This window comes from Pseudomonadota bacterium (assembly GCA_039028935.1).
Lineage (GTDB): Bacteria > Pseudomonadota > Gammaproteobacteria > Steroidobacterales > SZUA-146 > SZUA-146.
Map to the genome: position 1 here is coordinate 1 of JBCCHD010000010.1, position 18,552 is coordinate 18,552.

The window sequence follows — 18,552 nt, forward strand, 5'->3', positions numbered from 1 at the left end:
ATACGAACGGGCTAGTCCGTCGACCAGGTTATCGAACAGCTCTTCAAGGGACGCACTTTCAAGAAGCCGCAGTTCACGGGCCTGCGCGCGGCGCAAAATCGTCTCGTTCTTGCCGGCTTCCGCCACAAGATCGGCCATGCGTTTCCGAATTGCGGTTTGATCAGAATCCATCGTGCTCCACAGACTGCCGGTAACGTTGTGACAGCGTGTTGACGTTATGCAAAATTCGCGCGCTTCAGCACCTTCACAATAGACCTCAATCACACAAAACGCCAACTCCATCATGGTCGCCGTGCTTGTGTTTTCGCACACTGGATGAATGACAACACCGTTCTCAACACTCGACACCTCGGGCCAGGTGCCGGTTTTAGCGGATTCCGCGATATGTCGCCCGCCACTTGCTTTGGTCATGAGCGCCTGTGCGGATCGTCGTGCCACGCTATGTGCTTACGTCTGTTCGGATCGTCACACAATCGATTCGCTAAGTTCGCTCGAACAGCTTCGCCAAGAGGAACGCAACGTCAGCATTTTGATTATGGAACTTGAGCTCGTCGATGCCGATGGCATCGAGGTGATTCGTTACCTTGGTCAACAAATTTCACCACCCGAGTTGATCATCATCAGTGACATGGATGCGCGGGTTGTTGCCGCCGCCACCCGTTTGGCACAGGCCAAGGGCCTGATCGTGCGTGGCACGCTGCCACGGCAACCAACGGCCGAAGCACTCAACAACGCGATGCGGGATATGCACAGTATCGGCCACGCGGATCGGCGCTCGCCGATCGTGATGACCGACCACCATCACTTGCGTCGCGGTTTGGCGAACGACGAGTTTGTGGTGTTTTTCCAGCCCAAGATCAACGTCGAGACGCTCGAGCTGGTGAGCGTCGAATCACTGGTGCGCTGGCGCCACCCCGAGTACGGCATGCTCGGACCTAATTCATTCGTGGATTTGGCCGAACGCACCGGACTGATCGTGCCGTTAACCGACGCGATTATTGAAAACGCGTTTTGCCACGCGGGCCACTGGCAAGAAAGCGGCGTGCCGCTCAAGGTCGCTATTAATGTCTCCGTGGCGTCATTGGCCGACTTGACGTTACCCGACCAGCTCTTTGCCAGCGCTCAAAAATTTGCGCTGCCGCCCGACAGTATCGTTATCGAAATCACCGAAAGCTGGGTGGAACAAAACGCGATCGACGCGCTGGACATCCTCACTCGGCTGCGCATGAAGGGCTTTAATTTGTCGATCGATGATTTCGGAACGGGCTATTCGACCATGCTCAAACTCAAGCAGATTCCGTTCAGCGAACTCAAGCTCGACCAGTCGATTATTCGTGGCGCGGCCAACGACGCCGATGCCCGCACGATAGTGGAAACCAGCATCGATCTTGGTCATCGCTTGGGTCTGCACTTGGTTGCCGAGGGCATTGAACGGCAGGACGATTGGGACTTGATTTCCGAGCTCGGCTGCAATGAGGGTCAAGGTTACTTTATCGCCCGCCCCATGACCGCGGCGGAACTCCCGGACTGGCGCAGTCACTGGAATCGCAGCCTGGGTATCGCCGAGTGATCGAGAATCGGCGCACACCCAATCGCTCACCAGGGCGATTGGTCGCACGGCTACCAGCGACACCATGCTCACCGGGTGGTCACCCTTGTATGGGAATCGTGGAATGACTCGGCCACGCGTACTCATTATTGATGACGATCCCGATCTGTCCGCGTTTATGCACGCGGTTGTGTCGGACATGGGGGGCGACGCGCTGGTGTGTGACGACCCCGCTCAGTTGGACCGCGTCTGGCGCGACGATCTAAGCGTCATTCTGCTCGACATCGTGATGCCCAATATGGACGGTATTGAAGTGCTTCGCCTGTTGGCCGAGCGTCGTTGCCGGGCGGGAGTAATTATTGTCAGCGGCAGTGATAACAAGATATTAAACGCCGCCGAACAACTCGCCCATGATCGCGAATTGAACATTGTCGGCAGCCTGAAAAAACCGTTCGTACCTGAAAACCTCGTGGCGCTGTTGGCCAAAGCGCGTCTGAGCGCCACGCGTCGACGCCTGCACCGCCACCCACTGGACAACACCGAAGCACGCATCCCAGGCCACGACGAACTGGTCGTGATGTTTCAGCCGAAGATCGATCTGGAGACCATGGACTTTACCAGCGTTGAGGCGTTGGTCCGATGGCAGCATCCAACGAAAGGCCTGCTGGCACCGGGGTTCTTTATTCCAGCAGCAGAAGAAAGCGGTCAAATCGACGCCCTGACCGATCGCATAATCCGCCGGACTCTTGAACAGTGCAATCAATGGATGAAGCAAGATCTGATTGTGAACACATCGATCAACATCTCGACGCGCACGCTCGGCGATGTCACGTTCCCTGATCGATTGGAAGATCTGGTCACGTGCTACCGCATTTCGCCAGCACAGATCACCCTTGAAATTACCGAGTCGTGGTTGAGCAGCGATCCGACCAACTGCTTAGATTCCCTTACACGACTCTCGCTCAAGGGCTTTCGGCTCTCGATCGACGACTTCGGCACAGGCTACTCCTCCATTTCGCAGCTCTCGCGCATTCCGTTCAGTGAACTGAAAATCGATCGATCGTTCATCAAACACGCGCCGGTTAATGGGCAAGCACGACGGATTCTCGAGTCGAGCGTTGAACTTGGCCATCATCTGGATATGAAAGTGATCGCCGAAGGCGTGGAAACGCAAGAACAGTGGAATGCGGTCAAAGCAGCGCGCTGCGATGAGTGTCAGGGCTTTTTCATCGCTCGACCGTTGCCGGCCGGCAGCACTCCGGCCTGGCTGGCGCGATGGCGAAACATGCAGCAAGCCGGTCGTACGCACGCCCCGGCCTGATCACGCCTAACCATCGCGAACGCCGGAATTCGACGAGGCCGACACTCACTGGATGACCGCACACCCTATCCCGCGCCTGGGGCAGGGCGACACACAGCGTTAGGCCGCGCCGCAACGCGCGCCGCCGAAGGTGTACAACGTTGGTCGTGTGGCCGACACGCACGACTCAGACGGATGGACACCCGAGCGCTAGGTTGGCTGCCCGCCAAACACGCACAACACGCAGGCATTGCCGTTTAAGCCAGCAAAAATGTGAACCCGGCCGTATTTCTGCAGCGACTTTGGGCTAGAATGACGGCAGTATGCGATGCGCGCCACCACACGTTCGTCGTCCGATTCAGATTTGTCCGGAGATTTCGATGACAGACAACAAAGGTCGTCGCAGCACCGACCGCGCTAATTCACAAACAACCATCATCGGTGAAGGCGTACACGTCGCCGGCACCATTTCCGGCACTGGCAGCTTTGTCGTTTGCGGTGTGGTCGAAAGCGATTGCGATCTGGACGGCCCGGTTACGCTCGCCAAAGAAGGCCAGTGGAAGGGCACGATTCGCGCGTCGGAGGTTGTCATCGCCGGACAAGTTGAAGGTGACGTACGCACCGACGGCATGATCGAAGTGGCCTCGACCGCGCATGTGCGGGGCAGCCTCATCGGCCGTAAAATCGCGGTCGACGAAGGCGCTGTTATCGAAGGCGAGATGCAAATGATCACCAACCCCGATGTTGTCAAGATCAAGGAAAACGCCTAGTCGCACGACCGCACGCTTCGCGGTAACGCGAGCGCACACGCACCCAACTCGCCACCCACCCCATCGCTTAGCCATCCGCGCGGCGCGGTGTGGCCGTGCTTGGCAAACCAGTCCAGCGCTGCAGCGAGACTGAGAGCGTCGGGAACGGCCGCCCATTAAACACTGACCCTCCTATTTCCATCGATTGCCTAAACTGTATCGACTAACGGCGGGCGGTTTCAATCGACACGGCTAGGCCCTATCATGATCGCTTTTAGCCGGAAGCCAACCCGATGACCTACGGTGCACCCGACGCCGATTTTTACCCACCCGCGCTGCTTCGTCACGCCCATGCCCAGTCCGTGTTGGCCAGCCTGAAAATTCGCCTGCCATTTATACATCACCGCGCCGGGGACATGATGGCCGCCTCGACCTACACGGTCATAGAAGGAGATGATGGCGTGCGACTCAGTGGGCTTTACACACCCGCAGCTGACGGAGCGCCGCTTGTGGTGCTGATTCACGGCTGGGAGGGCAGCGCGTCGTCGCAGTATATTTTGTCGTGTGCCGCGCATCTTTGGCGGCGAGGCTATGCCATCTTTCGACTCCAGCTCCGTGACCACGGCGACAGCCACCATCTCAATCCCGAGGTGTTCCACTCGTGCCGACTCGATGAGACGGCCGAATCGGTGCGGCAGATCGCCCAGCGGTATGCGCCGCCCCAACTCTTTCTCGGCGGTTTTAGCCTGGGCGGAAACTTTTCTTTGCGCATCGCCGCCGTGGCAGAAACGATCGGACTCTCGCTCGATGGCGTGTGCGCCGTATCGCCCGTAATCGACCCGTCCCCGACGCTCAGACATATGCAGAACGGCCCGGCTATTTATCGCTACTACTTCATGCGCAAATGGCGTCGCTCGCTACGCACCAAACACAACCACTTCCCCGACGCCTTTGATATGTCGGTGCTGGACACGCACCGTGAACTGCTGCCCCTGACCAAGGTGCTGGTCGAAACAGTCGGCGGCTTTGACACCGTCGAGGACTACTTTGACGGTTACAGTGTTCGCGGTGATCGACTCTCGACCGTTACCGCGCCCACGGCTATCTTGTCAGCGATTGACGATCCGATCGTGCCCGATGAACCACTCGCCGCGTTACCACCTCAGCCGAATATCCGCGTTGAGCGCCGCAAGCACGGCGGTCACTGCGGGTTTTTGTTTAATCTTCATCGAGAGAGCTACGCGGATCATTTTATGCTCGATTGGTTTGAGCAGCATCGACGTTCAACGAGTCACGCCTGACAGACCTCGATTAATCAACGGTCGCAATAGATAGCATTGCGAAAAGTGTGGAATTTCTCTGCACCGGAACGCCGGTCAAAATTCATTCACATGCTAGGCTTCTGATACACACATCGCTCAGGACAGCCGCCATGTTCACGCTCTACGACTATCTGCCTTCCGGTAACGGCTACAAAGTAAGGCTCGCGCTCTCCCAACTCGAAAAGCCGTTTCGCTATGTCGACATGGATATCATGCAAGGAGCCACGCGCACGCCCGACTTTCTTGAAAAAAACCCAAACGGTCGCATACCCACACTCGAGTATGCCCCAGGGCAGTTTCTGTTTGAGTCCAACGCGATCCTGTATTATTTGGCAGACAATTCCGACTTGCTACCCACCTCGAGACGCGAGCGCGCGGAGGTTCTCCAATGGCTCTTCTTTGAACAATACAGCCATGAGCCCTTTATCGCCGTATCGCGCTTTATCCTGATGCATGGCGGCGGCGACGCGGCGGCACAAGACCGACTGCAAAGTAAACGCGAGGGCGGACTGGCGGCGTTGAACATCATGAACAATCATCTCGAGCATCATGATTTTTTTGTTGGTGATCGCTACTCCATTGCCGACATTGGTCTTTATGCGTACACCCATGTTGCACCCGAAGGCGGCTTTGATCTCTCCGACTATACGGCACTGAACGCGTGGCTAGAGCGCGTGGCCAGTCAACCACGTCACTGCCTGATTACCGACACTTTCGACTAGGCAAATCCGATCGGCCCAATTGCTGCGGCGCTCGCCGTGGACCGACCTTGCGCAAACCTCATCGGCGAGCAGTCGATGGACGCATTCGAGCGTGGATTGACGCGCTCGGTGTAAACTGGGCCCAACGCACTCATGCGCTCTCACCGAGGCGCCCAGTGAACCGAGTGCGGGTTTGAGGATCAAACATCAGCATGAAGGTCTCCACGCTACTGATCAATGTACTGGTCGCTGCGCTACTCTTTGGCGCCGGCGTTGCCACCGGTTGGTGGGCGGCTTCGCAGCCCGCGTCACCTGAGGCCACGCCAGCCCCGGTTGCAGCCGCACCCGTCTTGGCGCAACCAACCACACCCGAGGCCAACACTCTATGGCTCACCGTCGAGTTTGACGGTGGCTCTAGCCTCGTACCGGCCGCGCGGGTTGAAGGACTGTTACTCGCCTCGCTAATGAGTGTGTATCCCACCAATGCCGTGTATTTCGTCGATAACAACGGCGAACGCCAATTCCCAAAGGTAGTGGCGTTCGATGCGCAGTCTCAGCTCGTGGCATTGAGCGATCCTCGATTGGCCGCCGGTAATGAGCCGACTGGCTTTCGATTAAGCGCGGATACCGGCTCCTTGTACATCGGTCGCGATGTAACGCTCGAACTGCCCGACCGGCAACTGCCTGGCCAAATCGAGTCGGCGCTGCAAATCGCGGAAAACGGCCGAGAGTACTATCAAGTCACATTTGACAGCAGCGTCAGTCGACGCGGCGGCGCACTGGCTCAAGGCGACGAGCTAATTGGTTTTGTGGTGACATCGCGCCATGCAACCCTCCCTTGGATGCATGTGTCCGGGGACCTGTACAGCGCCATCGACGCGGCCTCGCTGCGCGCCTTTTTGCAGAATGATCGACAAGCGCCGCAATCACCCCGCGATTTTACGTCGCGGTTTGCTCAATCGCCGGGTGGCCTTCGTCATGAAATTGGCCTACTCGCGACGCGTCAACAGTGGGGAGAGGTTTACGCGCGCCTCCAGCGATTGAGCAGCGGCGGCAATCTCACCGCCACCGAGCGCCAAGCGCTCACGCTGTCGGCGTATTACTACGGCCACCAACTTGCCGCCGCGGGTGAAGGCTCCGCGGCGCTGACACTGGTGCAATCCATGCAGAATCAATATCCCGATGCGCAGCCCTGGTGTGTGTTGCGCCTGCAAGCGCACGTGGTTGAACAGGACTGGCCATCGGTGGTTGAACAGGCGACCGCTTGCCTTAATCGACCGACCGGCACGCGGCCACATGACACCCCCCGCTTGGCCACGTCGATGCGTGACACCCTACGTTCGCTCGATTCGCGTGAGGCCATTATTCGCGCGGCCCACCAAGCCGCCATGACGTTTGCCAGCGACACACGCATGTCCCCCGCGGCGCAATCAGACGTGCTGCTCGCCGCGCTCGATCTGGCCGAGCAAGCCTCACTGTATCGGCGACTGGGTGACATCGAGTATGAGTCGGGGCGCTATGCGGCGGCGCAGAGTTACTACAACGCGGCAATCCGTCTTGATCCCTCGATTGCCGCTACGTTGGGCAACCGGCTGCGAAACAGCACTCAACGAGCCGACAGCGCACCGGCCAGTGAAGTGCCGTTCGTGCCGAGTGGGGGCGGAATTGTCGTGACCGCCCAGCTCAATAATAGCCCCCAGTCATTTCGCTTTTTGGTCGACACGGGTGCGACCTACACCGCGCTGTCGCGGGGCACATTGCTGCGTCTTGGGTTAGGACATCGGCTTAATGACGCTTCCGATATTGTGCAACTCGAGTCGGCCAACGGCACGCTGTATGCCCAGCGCATGCACCTCAATTCGATTCAGCTTGGCTCTGCGAGCGTAAGCGATGTGCCCGTCGTGATACTGGAGAACTTTGAAGGATTTGATGGCTTACTCGGGCTGTCGTTTCTTCGACATTTTGATGTCAGCATCGATCAAGACAGCAACCGATTAATTTTAGTGCAGCGCTAATCGTCAACTCACACAGGCAGCGCGCACTGCATACCCCACAGACGTGTGACGCGCTTGCCATCAATGAACCGACGACTTGACCGTAGAGACAATTAAAAAAACGGCGAGCCGAGGCTCGCCGTGGTTTGCGATCTTAGCGATCCATCGTTAGGGACCCACAACGCCACTGGGTCCAGGCGGCAGAAGATAAAAGTCTCTGAGCACGACCAGGTCAATGAAGTTCACCACTCCATCACCGTTGGCATCCGTTTCAAGCACGCCGCTCACGCCGAAATCATTGGAGAACAGACTTAAGTCGAGGAAGTTGGTGATGTTGTCATTATTGAAGTCCGTATCGCAGGCGTTACCATACCCATCGCCGTCAACATCGAGCTGACTGGCATTCGAAATCTGGGTGCAGTTGTCCTGATCATCCAATACGCCATCTCCGTCGGTATCGACCGCGGTCACACACTGTGCTCCTGCGGCACGAACCTCAACATCGTCAACATAGAATCCATCGCGTGTTACGGTGACATCGGTAGTTAGTCGAAAACGCACCTGCGCTGTGCTGCTGCCCGCCACCGATGAGATATCGAACGATTGAGTACTCCAACCCGTACCGTCCGACTCGTCTGAGCTACTGATCGGACTCCAGTTCGCGCCATCGGCACTCACTTCGACAACACAGAAGTCGTACGTCGCCTCAGTCAAACAACGTTGGGCAAAAGACAGTTCCGCGGATGTGACGCCACTCAAGTCGATCGACGGCGACGTCAGCGAGACATCCTGATTGTTTCCATAGTTGCCGGCGGGACTGTCCGTCCAGGAGAACGTTGGACTGTTTGACGAACTGGTCGTACGCGCCCATGAACCCGTGGTGGTCCAAGCGACGTCGGTCGTTTCCATGTCATCCGCGAATACCGCGCAGAAGGGGAACAGGCTGATGTTCGCCGTCGTAGTTTGTCCATTGCTGGCGCTCACACCGGAAACCGTCGTGCCACCATAGTCGTTGGAGGACGGTGTCACCGTGAGCGTATAGTCCCCCGCAAAGACAAACAGTTCATAGGCACCGGTGGCAGGGTCGGTCGTTGTTGAAAACGCGCCCGCTGCCACCGTTGCAGCAATACCTGCGCCCGTGTCCGCGGCGGTCACGGTGCCGGCAATCACCGGTGACGTCGATGGATCGATCACGTACAGAAACTGCGCTGTCACCACGCCGGTGTTGGCCGCCGCATCCGTGCCCGTCACATACACAATATGTTCACCGTTGGGTAACCCAGAGGTGTCAATCACCCCTTCCACCGCTTCGGTCACGCTATTAAACGCGCCATCGGTAGCCACCAACGGAATCGCGACAGCTCCCGCCTCCCAAGGAGGTGTGTTGAGATAGGCGGCCGCCGACGCGATGGCCTGTGTCGGCTCTGCGCCGTTGTTGTTTTCGTACCTCGCGTCGCTCACGCTCGCCGTCAGCGTGGCCTGAACGCCGGGCATCACAGTGTTATTGGCAAAGGCCAACCCGGTGACATCGGGTCCCGCCGGAAGCTGATACGGGGCCCGCACGGTTTTGGCTGCGTAAATTAATGACTCAAGATTGTCTGGAAAGATGGTGCTTTCAAAGGTACCGCACGCCTGAAAGAACGCGGTGCCCAGCTCGTATGTGTAGGCGGCCAGGCCAAGATCGCCGTAGGCGAAGTCATCGGTAGTCCCGTCGGTGATGTAAAGCTCTGTCGCCTGCTGCGGTTCGTAACCGTTGAAGAAGGCCAATTTGCGCGCCAGCGTGCGCAACCCAACTTGGTTGGGGGCGGGGCTAAACGTATTGCCCCAGGGATACAGCACTAGCTGACTGAAACTGTGAATATCCAGAAACACACCGGTCGCGTCGATGGGCGCCGCGTCGGTGATTGCCGGGCCGCGCTGGTCTGGGAAGATTGAGCGGACATATTCCTGTACGGCATCAACCTCCGGCTCAGACGCCGGTGACGATCCACGATACGTCAGGTTACACTGATTACCGCTCGAACCGCCGCAGCAGGCCCAGCCAAACTCAAAGTTTCGGTTAAGATCGGCGCCGCGCGAGGTACTGGTGGGACTGCAATAATCACCGTTGGTGTTTTTACGCCAAGACAGGCCGGTCTGAGCCTGCACGCGACCATCGGGGTTTCCGTGCAGCAACAGATGCACCTCATGGTGATCCAGAATCCATCGGGCGTCGGCATCGGTCGCGTAATTGTTGAGCAGGTATTCACCGAACCGAGTGTTGAGTTCGGCGGTGGTGTATTCACGCGCATGAATCGCGCTCATCGCAAAGAGCTTGGGCTTGTCACCCGTCAGGTTTTTATTGGTGAGCTTGAGCACATACAGATCGTGTCCAGTCTGACCGTCGGTTTTCTCCCAGCTATCGCCAATGTCGACCCATTCGGCAAGATCCGGGTAATCAATAACCAACTGTTCGGCGGTTGCGTAGGTTTCATCGACCGTGCGATAGCATTCAAATCCATCGATACCGGCGCGTTGATTCGGCAATCGATCGTACGAAAGCGCGTTGGACAACGTCCGCTGCATGTCGAGCTCAAGCCGAAAACCGTCCTTAATCAGTTCCACTTCGTCGAACTGACTGATTTCGACCACGGCGTAAGATTTGTTTTTGTCGACCTGCCAAATAGGCGTTCGATCCGCTAGGGATTGAAGCATGGTTTGGTTATCGTAGTACGCCCGCACGACAACACGCTCGCGATCTTTACTAAACCAGGCATTGTTGGTGTCGCTGGCAAACGCAACGGTTGTCAATGACAGCGCCATCGCAATCAGAACAGTACGCATAAGAGTTCCCCAAGAGACTCGCGCTACAGCGAGTTCATCACAATCATCTTGTCGATGCACATCCGCTAGCGCGACAACGCAAGTGGATGATGCACAGCTGTTTTTTTTTCTTTGCTCAGGGTAGTGGGAATACGCTAGGGACACAAGCCAATCTTTTAATTGACATAATGGTTTGGCGCGAATTCGCATCTATCGATAAAAATCCACCCACTCGATGCGTAAGTCGCGAACCGGCTGGGCCAGCGCGTTTGGCCAAATAATCAAACGAACGGTGTCGAGCCGGTTATGTGATTCTGAATTATCCATATACAGCACCTTTGTCGACGGCGGTGAGCGTAAGAGCCCTTCCTCGGTGACCGACAGTGAATGCGTCTCTGTGCCATGATGCACCGCAAAGTGCTCGAGACCGGCCAACGACAGGTCAATATAAATCGCGTCCGGCCACGATCCGTCATGTTGAATGCGCAACGTGCCGATGCCCGACGGGCTGTCAATCTCAAGGGTAACGTTGTCATCTATGCGCCACGACGCCACCGTGTCGCGTGTTGTTTCGATACGCGGTAGAAAATGATCGCTGCACGCTGCCATCAACATGCACACGATCAATGGCCACACAGCTCGCAACCTGCCTCGCTCGAGCCGCTCGAAGGACTGAACTAAACACACGTCGAGACGCTCGGCGTGCGCGTGAAAAAAGACAAGGAAGGAACGCGCAAGCGTCTTAGGAAATCGATGCCCAAATGCGCGCAACGACATACCAGATCACGCCAATCGCACCGACAAACAATGATGTCGAGACGACCATCGGATCGAGCGCGACCCCATTGAGAGCGGAAATGTAGGTGGCCGCACCCGCCACTGCCAGCACCATCGAAAGCAGATAGTGCAAGGCGAAATTGCGGCGCGGAACATAACCCTCTGATGCCGCGCGCAGCGATTTGCCGCAGTGACGACAGGCCGACGCCTCGCTGGAAATCTGCTTGCGACAACGGGAGCATGCGATCAGAGCCATGAGTGAAATCCTGCCGTGGTAATCGTCAGAAACCATATCACGATCGCGCACGGAACCCACGTCGCTGCGGCAAGTCGCTCTCTTGTCACGCTGATGCGCGGATAAGGTCCCTCACGCCACGTGAATTTGGTAACCTTCACGCATGCAGGTAGTTCTGGACACCGACCCGGGCGTTGACGATATTTTGGCGCTTCTGTGGCTGCTGGCGCTCGATGTGCGCTACAAAGCCGATGTCATTGGCATAACCACCGCCGAAGGCAACCTCAGACGACGCGCCACGTTCAATAACGCTTGCCGCGTGCTCGACCTGTGCCGTCGCACCGACCTGACGCTGGCAAAGTCGGCGTCGCATGCGGGCAAAACCGCCGAGCATCTCAACGGTGTAGACGGTCTGGTCGGCCTCACCAGTTCGATGCCGGCTCCGAGTAAGAGCTACGAAAGCGCGCCGCGCGCCCCACAGTTACTTGAACGCTGGCTAAGCGACGAGGGCAACGAGGTGACCCTTTTGGCGACCGGCCCGGTCACCAATCTCGAGGCGGTCGAGGTGATGTCAAAAGGTTCGCTGGGGCAAGCCAAACACATCGTCGCCACGGCCGGTACATTCATGCGGGGCAACGTGACGCCCGAAGCGGAATTCAACGCCCATTTTAATCCACGAGCGTTACATCGCTTGTTTCACGCGAATGCCAACGTCACGCTCATCCCACTCGACGTGTCGCGCCAATTTGATCTCAATCTTGATCATCTACGTGCCGCTGGCTTTGACGAAGACGTGACCCGCGTCAGTCGTTTTGTGTGGCGCTTGGTCGGCGCCACCCAAAAACACTTGATGTCAGTGGATCAACCGCGATTTTGCGCCGCTGATGCGACAGCGGTCGCCTTTGCGTTCTATCCCGAACTGTTTGAGACCGTCAGCGCCTACGTCAAGATCGAGACCCGCGCTAACCTCGAGACCACCGGAAAGACATTTATCGAGCCACACCGCACACCCAATGTCAGTATCACGCGACGGGTCAACATCGATCGCGTACGCGAGCAGATGCTCAGTGATCTCAAGCAATTCTCGGCCATGCTTCGCTAGCCGATCCTACTCAATTGGTTGGCGAGTCGTCTTTAAAGATCAGAACGCGGGGCGGCTGATCCCGCGACTGGTGTGCGCGCACCATACTCGCCGAATTAAACGGCCAGGCGATATTGCCATCCGCATCCATCGCCACCACGCCGCCAGAGCCGCCCACCTCCACCAGTTCGCTCATAATCACGGTGTTTGCCGCCTGCTCGAGCGTGACGGATTGAAAGGCCATGCGCGCGCAAATGGTGTAGGCCACAACGTGACGAATAAAAAACTCGCCATGACCGGTCGATGACACGCCGCATTCACCATTGGCATACGTCCCGGCGCCGATGACGGGCGAGTCGCCGACGCGTCCATACCGCTTCGCGGTCATGCCCCCCGTGGAGGTACCTGCCGCAAGCCTGCCTTGTTTGTCGAGTGCGACCACACCGACCGTGCCGAAATAAGAGGTCGACGGATCCATTCGGCCGGACATCGGCTCACGCAACGTCGCCTGTTCTCGAAGGAGTCGCTCATCCAGCTGTTTTCGGCGTCGTTCCGTATCGAAAAACGAGGGCGACACAAACTCGAGGTTGTGCTCGCGTGCAAAGTGCTCGGCGCCCTCCCCGGACAACAGCACATGCGGCGATCGATCCATCACCGCACGCGCCAACAATATTGGGTTGCGAATCTGTTTGACACCCGCCACAGCCCCGGCATTGAGCGTGAATCCATCCATTATGGAAGCATCGAGCTCGTGCCCACCGCGGGCGTTGTAGACCGCCCCCTTACCCGCATTAAAGACCGGTGCCTCCTCGAGCACCACGATCGTGGCGGCCACCGCGTCAAGACTGCTCCCCCCTTGATCGAGCACGTCAAATCCGGCTTTCAGTGCTCGCGCCGATGCCTCACGCATCTGTGCTTCCAGTTCCGGTGAAATCGTGGCCCGCGAGCCACCCCCGGCACCGCCGTGAATCACGAGCCCATGCGGCGCAACGCCGGCGTTCTCTGTGGACTCGGTATAAATCGCGCGGGTGCACCCCACGAGCGTGAGCGTCAAAATACAAACGAAAGTCAGGCTCAAAATGCGCATTCGGTGGTCCTCGTCAGCGACTGTTTACAGGAATATACAATTAAGCACCGTTTAAACCCATGAACATTTACACTTTTGTATCGTCAACCCCCTATAATAAGAGAATAAGGAATGTAGGCACTCGCCTTGCGCAGTGACATACGCTGCGCCGAATCGACGCGTGGCTGAGGGTACAACTCGGTCATTTCGCAGGCAGCCAGTGGGGAACGCGGCATGAATCCATCGATAAAACGCTTGGTCGGCGCGCTTTTGCTGATCGGCACGCTCGGTGTGTCATCGGTTATGGCGTTAAACGCCAATGCCGAGACGCCTTCCGGCGCCGACTATCAGGATGCGCCGCGTGGCTGAGCCCTATACACGAGAAACAGCGGGCTACTGGCGTTCACAGGGCGTGCTGCTGTTTGTGCTGCCATTGCCCTTGCTGTGGGTGGTGGTTACCGCGATTGCCAGCGGCGCCACCGATCGCTTGATCACCGCCGTCGTGGCGCTCGGTCTTTGCTGGTTAGGGGCCATGCTCAATCGCAGCGGACTACAGGCCGAGGCCGAATTTCGACGCCGTAAAATTGCAACAGCACCCGCGACACCGCGCAAAACGCTCGGCGCAATATTGATCGCTGCCGGCACGTTTTTGACCGCCGCGTTTTTGGTGGGCAATGGTTTCACCGTAGGGGCAATCGCAGGCGCGCTCGCGGGTCTTGGCTCGATCATGCACTACGGCACCGATCCGCGTGGCGATAAGGGGGTCGCAAAAGCGACTCATGGCTACACGACCGAAGAAATTGTCGACGCGTTGAGTAGCGCGCAACGCAAGATCGAGGCCATTGAACTGGCCAGTCGCGGTATCCCAAACTCCGAGCTTGGGCAGCGGTTGCATCGCATTACCGACAAGGCACGAGAGATCATTGGTGTGATTGAAGACGACCCCGGTGATCTACGCCGGGCACGCAAATTTCTCAATGTGTATCTGGATGGCGCAGTGAAAGTGACCGAGGGATACGCGCGCAGCCACGAAAACGACACCGATGGCATGCTCGAAACCAATTTCCGCAACGTGCTCGACACCATCGAAAGCACCTTTGCCGAACAAAAGGAAAAACTGCTGCAAGACGATATTTTTGATCTCGATGTTCAAATTGAAGTGCTGAAAACGCAGCTTGAAAAAGAAGGAGTGGGCTAGCCGCATCGCCCGCCCACCGTCACAACGAAGCAATATGGAGTACACACATGTCTAACCAAAGCGATTCCAGTGTTGATCAAACCGCAACCACTATGGTCGGTGGCGACCTGCACGTAGCCGCTGCCAACCTACCAGAGCTGAAGGACGCGATGGTGGTCTATGAGTCGGCCGCGCCGGAAGAGCGTGCCAAAATCGAAGAGCTAATGGCCAGCATCAATCTGGCGGACACCAACTCCATCATTTTCTTTGGCACCAAAGCCCAAGAAAACCTCACAACCGTGTCCGATAACATGCTCGAGGGCGTCAAAAACAAAGACCTCGGTGCAGCGGGCGATTCGCTGAGTGACATGGTCGCGACACTGCGTGGGTTTGATGCGGATGGCCTTGAAAAACCCGGCTTCTTCGCGCGTCTTTTTGGCCGCGCCAAACCGATCGTCAAGTTTTTACAGCGTTACGAAGACGTGCGCAAACAGATCGATAAAATCAGCAACGAGCTGGACTCCCATAAAACCAAACTGCTCACCGACATCACATCGCTCGACCGACTGTACGAAGCCAACCTGCAGTACTTTCACGATTTAGAACTGTACATCGCTGCAGGCGATGAAAAATTGCGCCTGCTTGACGAAGAGGTCATTCCCGAACTCGATCGTGCAGCGCAGGCCACCGACGATGTCATCAAAGCCCAGGAGTTGCGCGACCTGCGAAGTGCACGGGATGATCTTGAGCGTCGGGTTCACGACCTCAAACTCACGCGCCAAGTCACGATGCAGAGTCTACCGAGCATTCGCTTAGTGCAAGAAAATGACAAGGGCCTGGTGACTAAGATAAATAGCACCATGGCCAACACGATTCCGCTGTGGCAAACGCAGCTTGCGACATCGGTAACGATCGCGCGCTCGCACGCCGCGGCCAAGTCCGTCAAGGCGGCTTCTGACCTTACTAACGAACTGCTTGAGGAAAACGCCGAGGCGCTTAAAACCGCCAACGCTGAGGTTCGCGCACAAATCGAGCGCGGCGTATTCGATCTCGAAAGCGTGAAGAAAGCGAATCAGTCGCTCATCGACACCATCGAAGAAAGCCTGCAAATTGCCGACGAAGGCAAGCGCCGCCGTGCAGAGGCTGTCGTGCAGCTTCAAGAGATGGAAAACAATCTCAAGGAAACGCTGGCAGCTGCGAGCGCCCGGGCTAACGCGTAAGCGCATGCAGTCATCACACGAACCGGCGAACCGAATTAACGAACAGGAGCACGACTGATGGGATTTTGGGAAAAATTGTTTGGCGAATTTGTTGATGTCATTGAGTGGACCGATGACTCCGCCAACACGATGGTGTATCGCTTTGAGCGCTACGGCAACGAAATCAAGTATGGCGCCGCTCTCACTGTGCGCGAGTCGCAGGTTGCGGTGTTGGTTAATGAGGGAAAAATTGCCGATGTCTTCCAGCCTGGCATGTACAAACTCGAAACCAACAATATGCCGGTGCTCTCCACGCTGCAGGGCTGGCCGCACGGATTCGAAAGCCCGTTCAAGGCCGAGGTGTATTTTTTTAACACCAAACGCTTTATCGATCTCAAATGGGGCACCAAAAATCCGATCATGCTGCGCGACAAGGAGTTTGATGTTGTGCGTTTGCGCGCGTTTGGCACGTACGAAATTCGCGTGCTCGATGCGGTCGCGTTTTTGCGCGAAGTAGTGGGCACCGACGGTCACTACACCACCAATGAAATCACCAATCAATTGCGCAATCTGATCCTCTCGCGGTTTGCCAACGTACTGGGTGAATCCGACATACCCGTTCTTGACCTGGCGGCAAACTACGACGACTTGAGCACGTTCGTGACAGCCAAAATTTCACCGGAGTTTAAGGAATATGGACTGACGCTCACGCGAATGCTGGTGGAGAATATTTCACTGCCGCCCGAGGTCGAAAAGGCGCTCGACAAACGGACAAGCATGGGCGCGATCGGTGGCCTACGCGACTATGCAGACTTCCAGGCAGCCGAAGCCATGACGCAAGCGGCCTCCAATCCAGGAGGCGGTGCCTCCGATGGCGTTGGACTCGGCATGGGTATCGCGATTGCGACCCGCATGAGCGAGTCACTTGGCGCGGCCGGCAGCGGCCATCCGGCTGGCCCACCGCGCATTCCGACGGAAGCGCGGTTTTACGTGGCCGTCAATGGCCATCAAACCGGTCCGTATACGCTGGTGGAAATGAACGCCAAAATCGCCGGCGGCGAAGTGAAACCGGAAACGCTCACTTGGACACAGGGTGAGAAAGATTGGCAGCCCGCAGCCAAGCTGACTGAATTAGCCACATTGTTTGACCACCAACCGCCACCGGTGCCGACGTCGTCCTAATCTATCGCCCTAAGGATTGACGCATGGCTGCGTGGCGCCGAAGTGAATCTGAAACGGCCCAGCCTCCGGCGCGGGTCCGTTCCGCTCAGCGCGCGGAAGCGCCGCGCCAGTTTCCGTGCGAGCAATGCGGCGCGCTCGTCACGTTTGAGCCGGGATCTAACGAGCTGGTGTGCGATTACTGCTCGCATCGAACACCGATAACACGCGCCGAAGGGCTGGTACGCGAGTACGATCTAAATGAAGCACTGCGTTGGCTCGAGACCGCAGGACCAGCGAACGAGCGACCGTCTACGCAGTGCGACTCGTGCGCCGCCGAGTTCGATTTTGATCGTCACGTGCACTCCGGCGAGTGCCCGTTCTGCGGCACGCCGATTGTGATTGGCACCGGAAGCGACAAACACATCAAGCCGCGATCGCTGCTGCCTTTTCATATCACCGAGCATCAAGCACAGGAACAGTTTCGACGCTGGCTAAAAGGCCTGTGGTTTGCACCGAGTAAAATCAAGCGACATGCTCGACAAGAAGCCTCACTCAATGGCGTGTACGTCCCGTACTGGACATACGACAGCCAGACCCACACTCAGTATGTAGGCGAACGAGGCGATGCCTATATGGTGCCCGAATCCTACACCACCGTAGAAAATGGTCGTCGAGTACGCCGCACTCGCATGGTCAGAAAAGTCCGCTGGCGTCCGGTACGCGGCCGGGTGAGACGCTTTTTTGATGACGTGCTGGTCGGAGCAACCCGCTCGTTGCCCCGTAAAATCACAGACAGCCTCTTACCCTGGGACCTGGAAAATCTAACGCCGTATAACGAGAAGTACCTAAGTGGCTTTCAGAGCGAGGTCTATCAGGTCGATCTTGATCAGGGTTTTGACGTGGCGGTCGACACCATGAACCGCCTAATCCGTCGCGACATCGCAAACGATATTGGTGGCGACCATCAACGAATCCATCATGCGGATACACGCCATTCCAATACGACGTTTAAACACGTGCTGCTACCGGTATGGTCTGCCGGCTTTCAGTTTGGCAAAAAGACCTACCGATTCGTCGTCAACGGTCGCACAGGTAAAGTGCGCGGCGAGCGCCCCTACAGCGTGTGGAAGATTACCTTAGCGGCACTCGCCGCGATTGCGGCCATAATTGTCATAATGGCGGTAGCGGATGAATCAGGTGCACTCGATACGCTGATCAACACTGTCGAATTCGGCGGCTTCTGAGCCGACCCGCATACGCGGCATGGGCCGACACCTGTGCGAACTGTCACAGTCTTTTGTATCACGCATCATGTGGCTTTACATAGTCAATTGACATAAATGAAGAGCGTGCCGATACATTGTTAAACCGCGATTAAGAAAATTCTAACGGCGGATTTTAAAACGTGACGGGTCTCAAGAAATTACACTGCACCTAGC

Annotated in this window: 17 protein-coding genes; 12 read left to right on the top strand and 5 right to left on the bottom strand. The window is 57.1% G+C overall.

Annotation, left to right across the window (positions count from 1 at the left end):
* Positions 1-411 (bottom strand): hypothetical protein (locus AAF465_06595; protein ID MEM7082385.1); only part of this gene is annotated, 411 nt, incomplete at its 3' end.
* On the opposite strand from AAF465_06595, the gene AAF465_06600 reads away from it, so the two are divergent.
* The 6 genes from AAF465_06600 to AAF465_06625 all read left to right on the top strand — a co-directional run bounded on the left by AAF465_06600 (position 410) and on the right by AAF465_06625 (position 7,636).
* Positions 410-1,570 carry an EAL domain-containing response regulator gene (locus AAF465_06600; protein ID MEM7082386.1) on the top strand — a complete coding sequence of 387 codons (1,161 nt, stop codon included), beginning with the start codon at positions 410-412 and terminating at the stop codon, positions 1,568-1,570. The genes AAF465_06595 and AAF465_06600 overlap by 2 nt on opposite strands.
* Positions 1,571-1,673: 103 nt before the next feature.
* Positions 1,674-2,870 carry an EAL domain-containing response regulator gene (locus tag AAF465_06605; protein ID MEM7082387.1) on the top strand — a complete coding sequence of 399 codons (1,197 nt, stop codon included), beginning with the start codon at positions 1,674-1,676 and terminating at the stop codon, positions 2,868-2,870.
* Positions 2,871-3,229: 359 nt separating this feature from the next.
* A complete protein-coding gene (locus AAF465_06610; GenBank protein ID MEM7082388.1) occupies positions 3,230-3,619 on the top strand; it encodes a polymer-forming cytoskeletal protein in 390 nt (129 codons plus the stop codon).
* A 272-nt stretch (positions 3,620-3,891) separates the two neighbouring features.
* The gene (locus AAF465_06615) at positions 3,892-4,899 is read left to right on the top strand and encodes an alpha/beta fold hydrolase (GenBank protein MEM7082389.1); all 1,008 of its coding nucleotides are present in this window, start codon (positions 3,892-3,894) and stop codon (positions 4,897-4,899) included.
* Positions 4,900-5,030: 131 nt separating this feature from the next.
* Positions 5,031-5,642, top strand: coding sequence for a glutathione S-transferase family protein (locus AAF465_06620; protein ID MEM7082390.1), 612 nt, complete (start codon positions 5,031-5,033; stop codon positions 5,640-5,642).
* 191 nt (positions 5,643-5,833) lie between these two features.
* Complete coding sequence (locus AAF465_06625; GenBank protein ID MEM7082391.1) at positions 5,834-7,636, top strand: TIGR02281 family clan AA aspartic protease; 1,803 nt, start codon at positions 5,834-5,836, stop codon at positions 7,634-7,636.
* Positions 7,637-7,783: 147 nt separating this feature from the next.
* Here the strand turns inward: AAF465_06625 and AAF465_06630 are convergent, their stop codons facing one another.
* From AAF465_06630 to AAF465_06640, 3 genes are all read right to left on the bottom strand, one after another.
* Positions 7,784-10,438 (bottom strand): M14 family zinc carboxypeptidase, encoded by a 2,655-nt coding sequence (locus AAF465_06630; protein MEM7082392.1) that lies wholly within the window; start codon positions 10,436-10,438, stop codon positions 7,784-7,786.
* A gap of 189 nt (positions 10,439-10,627) precedes the next feature.
* Positions 10,628-11,053, bottom strand: coding sequence for a hypothetical protein (locus AAF465_06635; protein ID MEM7082393.1), 426 nt, complete (start codon positions 11,051-11,053; stop codon positions 10,628-10,630).
* Between the two features lie 106 nt (positions 11,054-11,159).
* Positions 11,160-11,450, bottom strand: coding sequence for a hypothetical protein (locus tag AAF465_06640; protein ID MEM7082394.1), 291 nt, complete (start codon positions 11,448-11,450; stop codon positions 11,160-11,162).
* Positions 11,451-11,592: 142 nt separating this feature from the next.
* Between AAF465_06640 and AAF465_06645 the strand changes: the two genes are divergently transcribed.
* Positions 11,593-12,531 carry a nucleoside hydrolase gene (locus tag AAF465_06645; GenBank protein MEM7082395.1) on the top strand — a complete coding sequence of 313 codons (939 nt, stop codon included), beginning with the start codon at positions 11,593-11,595 and terminating at the stop codon, positions 12,529-12,531.
* A 10-nt stretch (positions 12,532-12,541) separates the two neighbouring features.
* On the opposite strand, the gene AAF465_06650 is transcribed toward AAF465_06645, so the two are convergent.
* Entirely contained in the window at positions 12,542-13,597 is a 1,056-nt protein-coding gene (locus AAF465_06650) for an isoaspartyl peptidase/L-asparaginase (GenBank protein ID MEM7082396.1), read from the bottom strand.
* A gap of 213 nt (positions 13,598-13,810) precedes the next feature.
* Between AAF465_06650 and AAF465_06655 the strand changes: the two genes are divergently transcribed.
* Genes AAF465_06655 through AAF465_06675 form a run of 5 tightly spaced genes read left to right on the top strand, consistent with a single transcriptional unit; the run spans position 13,811 to position 18,357 of the window.
* The gene (locus tag AAF465_06655) at positions 13,811-13,945 is read left to right on the top strand and encodes a hypothetical protein (GenBank protein ID MEM7082397.1); all 135 of its coding nucleotides are present in this window, start codon (positions 13,811-13,813) and stop codon (positions 13,943-13,945) included.
* Positions 13,938-14,774, top strand: coding sequence for a 5-bromo-4-chloroindolyl phosphate hydrolysis family protein (locus AAF465_06660; GenBank protein ID MEM7082398.1), 837 nt, complete (start codon positions 13,938-13,940; stop codon positions 14,772-14,774). Before AAF465_06655 ends, AAF465_06660 begins: the two co-directional genes overlap by 8 nt.
* 47 nt (positions 14,775-14,821) lie before the next feature.
* Positions 14,822-15,973, top strand: coding sequence for a toxic anion resistance protein (locus tag AAF465_06665; protein MEM7082399.1), 1,152 nt, complete (start codon positions 14,822-14,824; stop codon positions 15,971-15,973).
* A 57-nt stretch (positions 15,974-16,030) separates the two neighbouring features.
* On the top strand, positions 16,031-17,134 hold the full coding sequence (locus tag AAF465_06670; protein MEM7082400.1) for an SPFH domain-containing protein: 1,104 nt from the start codon (positions 16,031-16,033) through the stop codon (positions 17,132-17,134).
* 23 nt (positions 17,135-17,157) lie between these two features.
* Positions 17,158-18,357, top strand: coding sequence for a primosomal protein N' (replication factor Y) - superfamily II helicase (locus AAF465_06675; protein MEM7082401.1), 1,200 nt, complete (start codon positions 17,158-17,160; stop codon positions 18,355-18,357).
* Positions 18,358-18,552 lie beyond the last annotated feature (195 nt).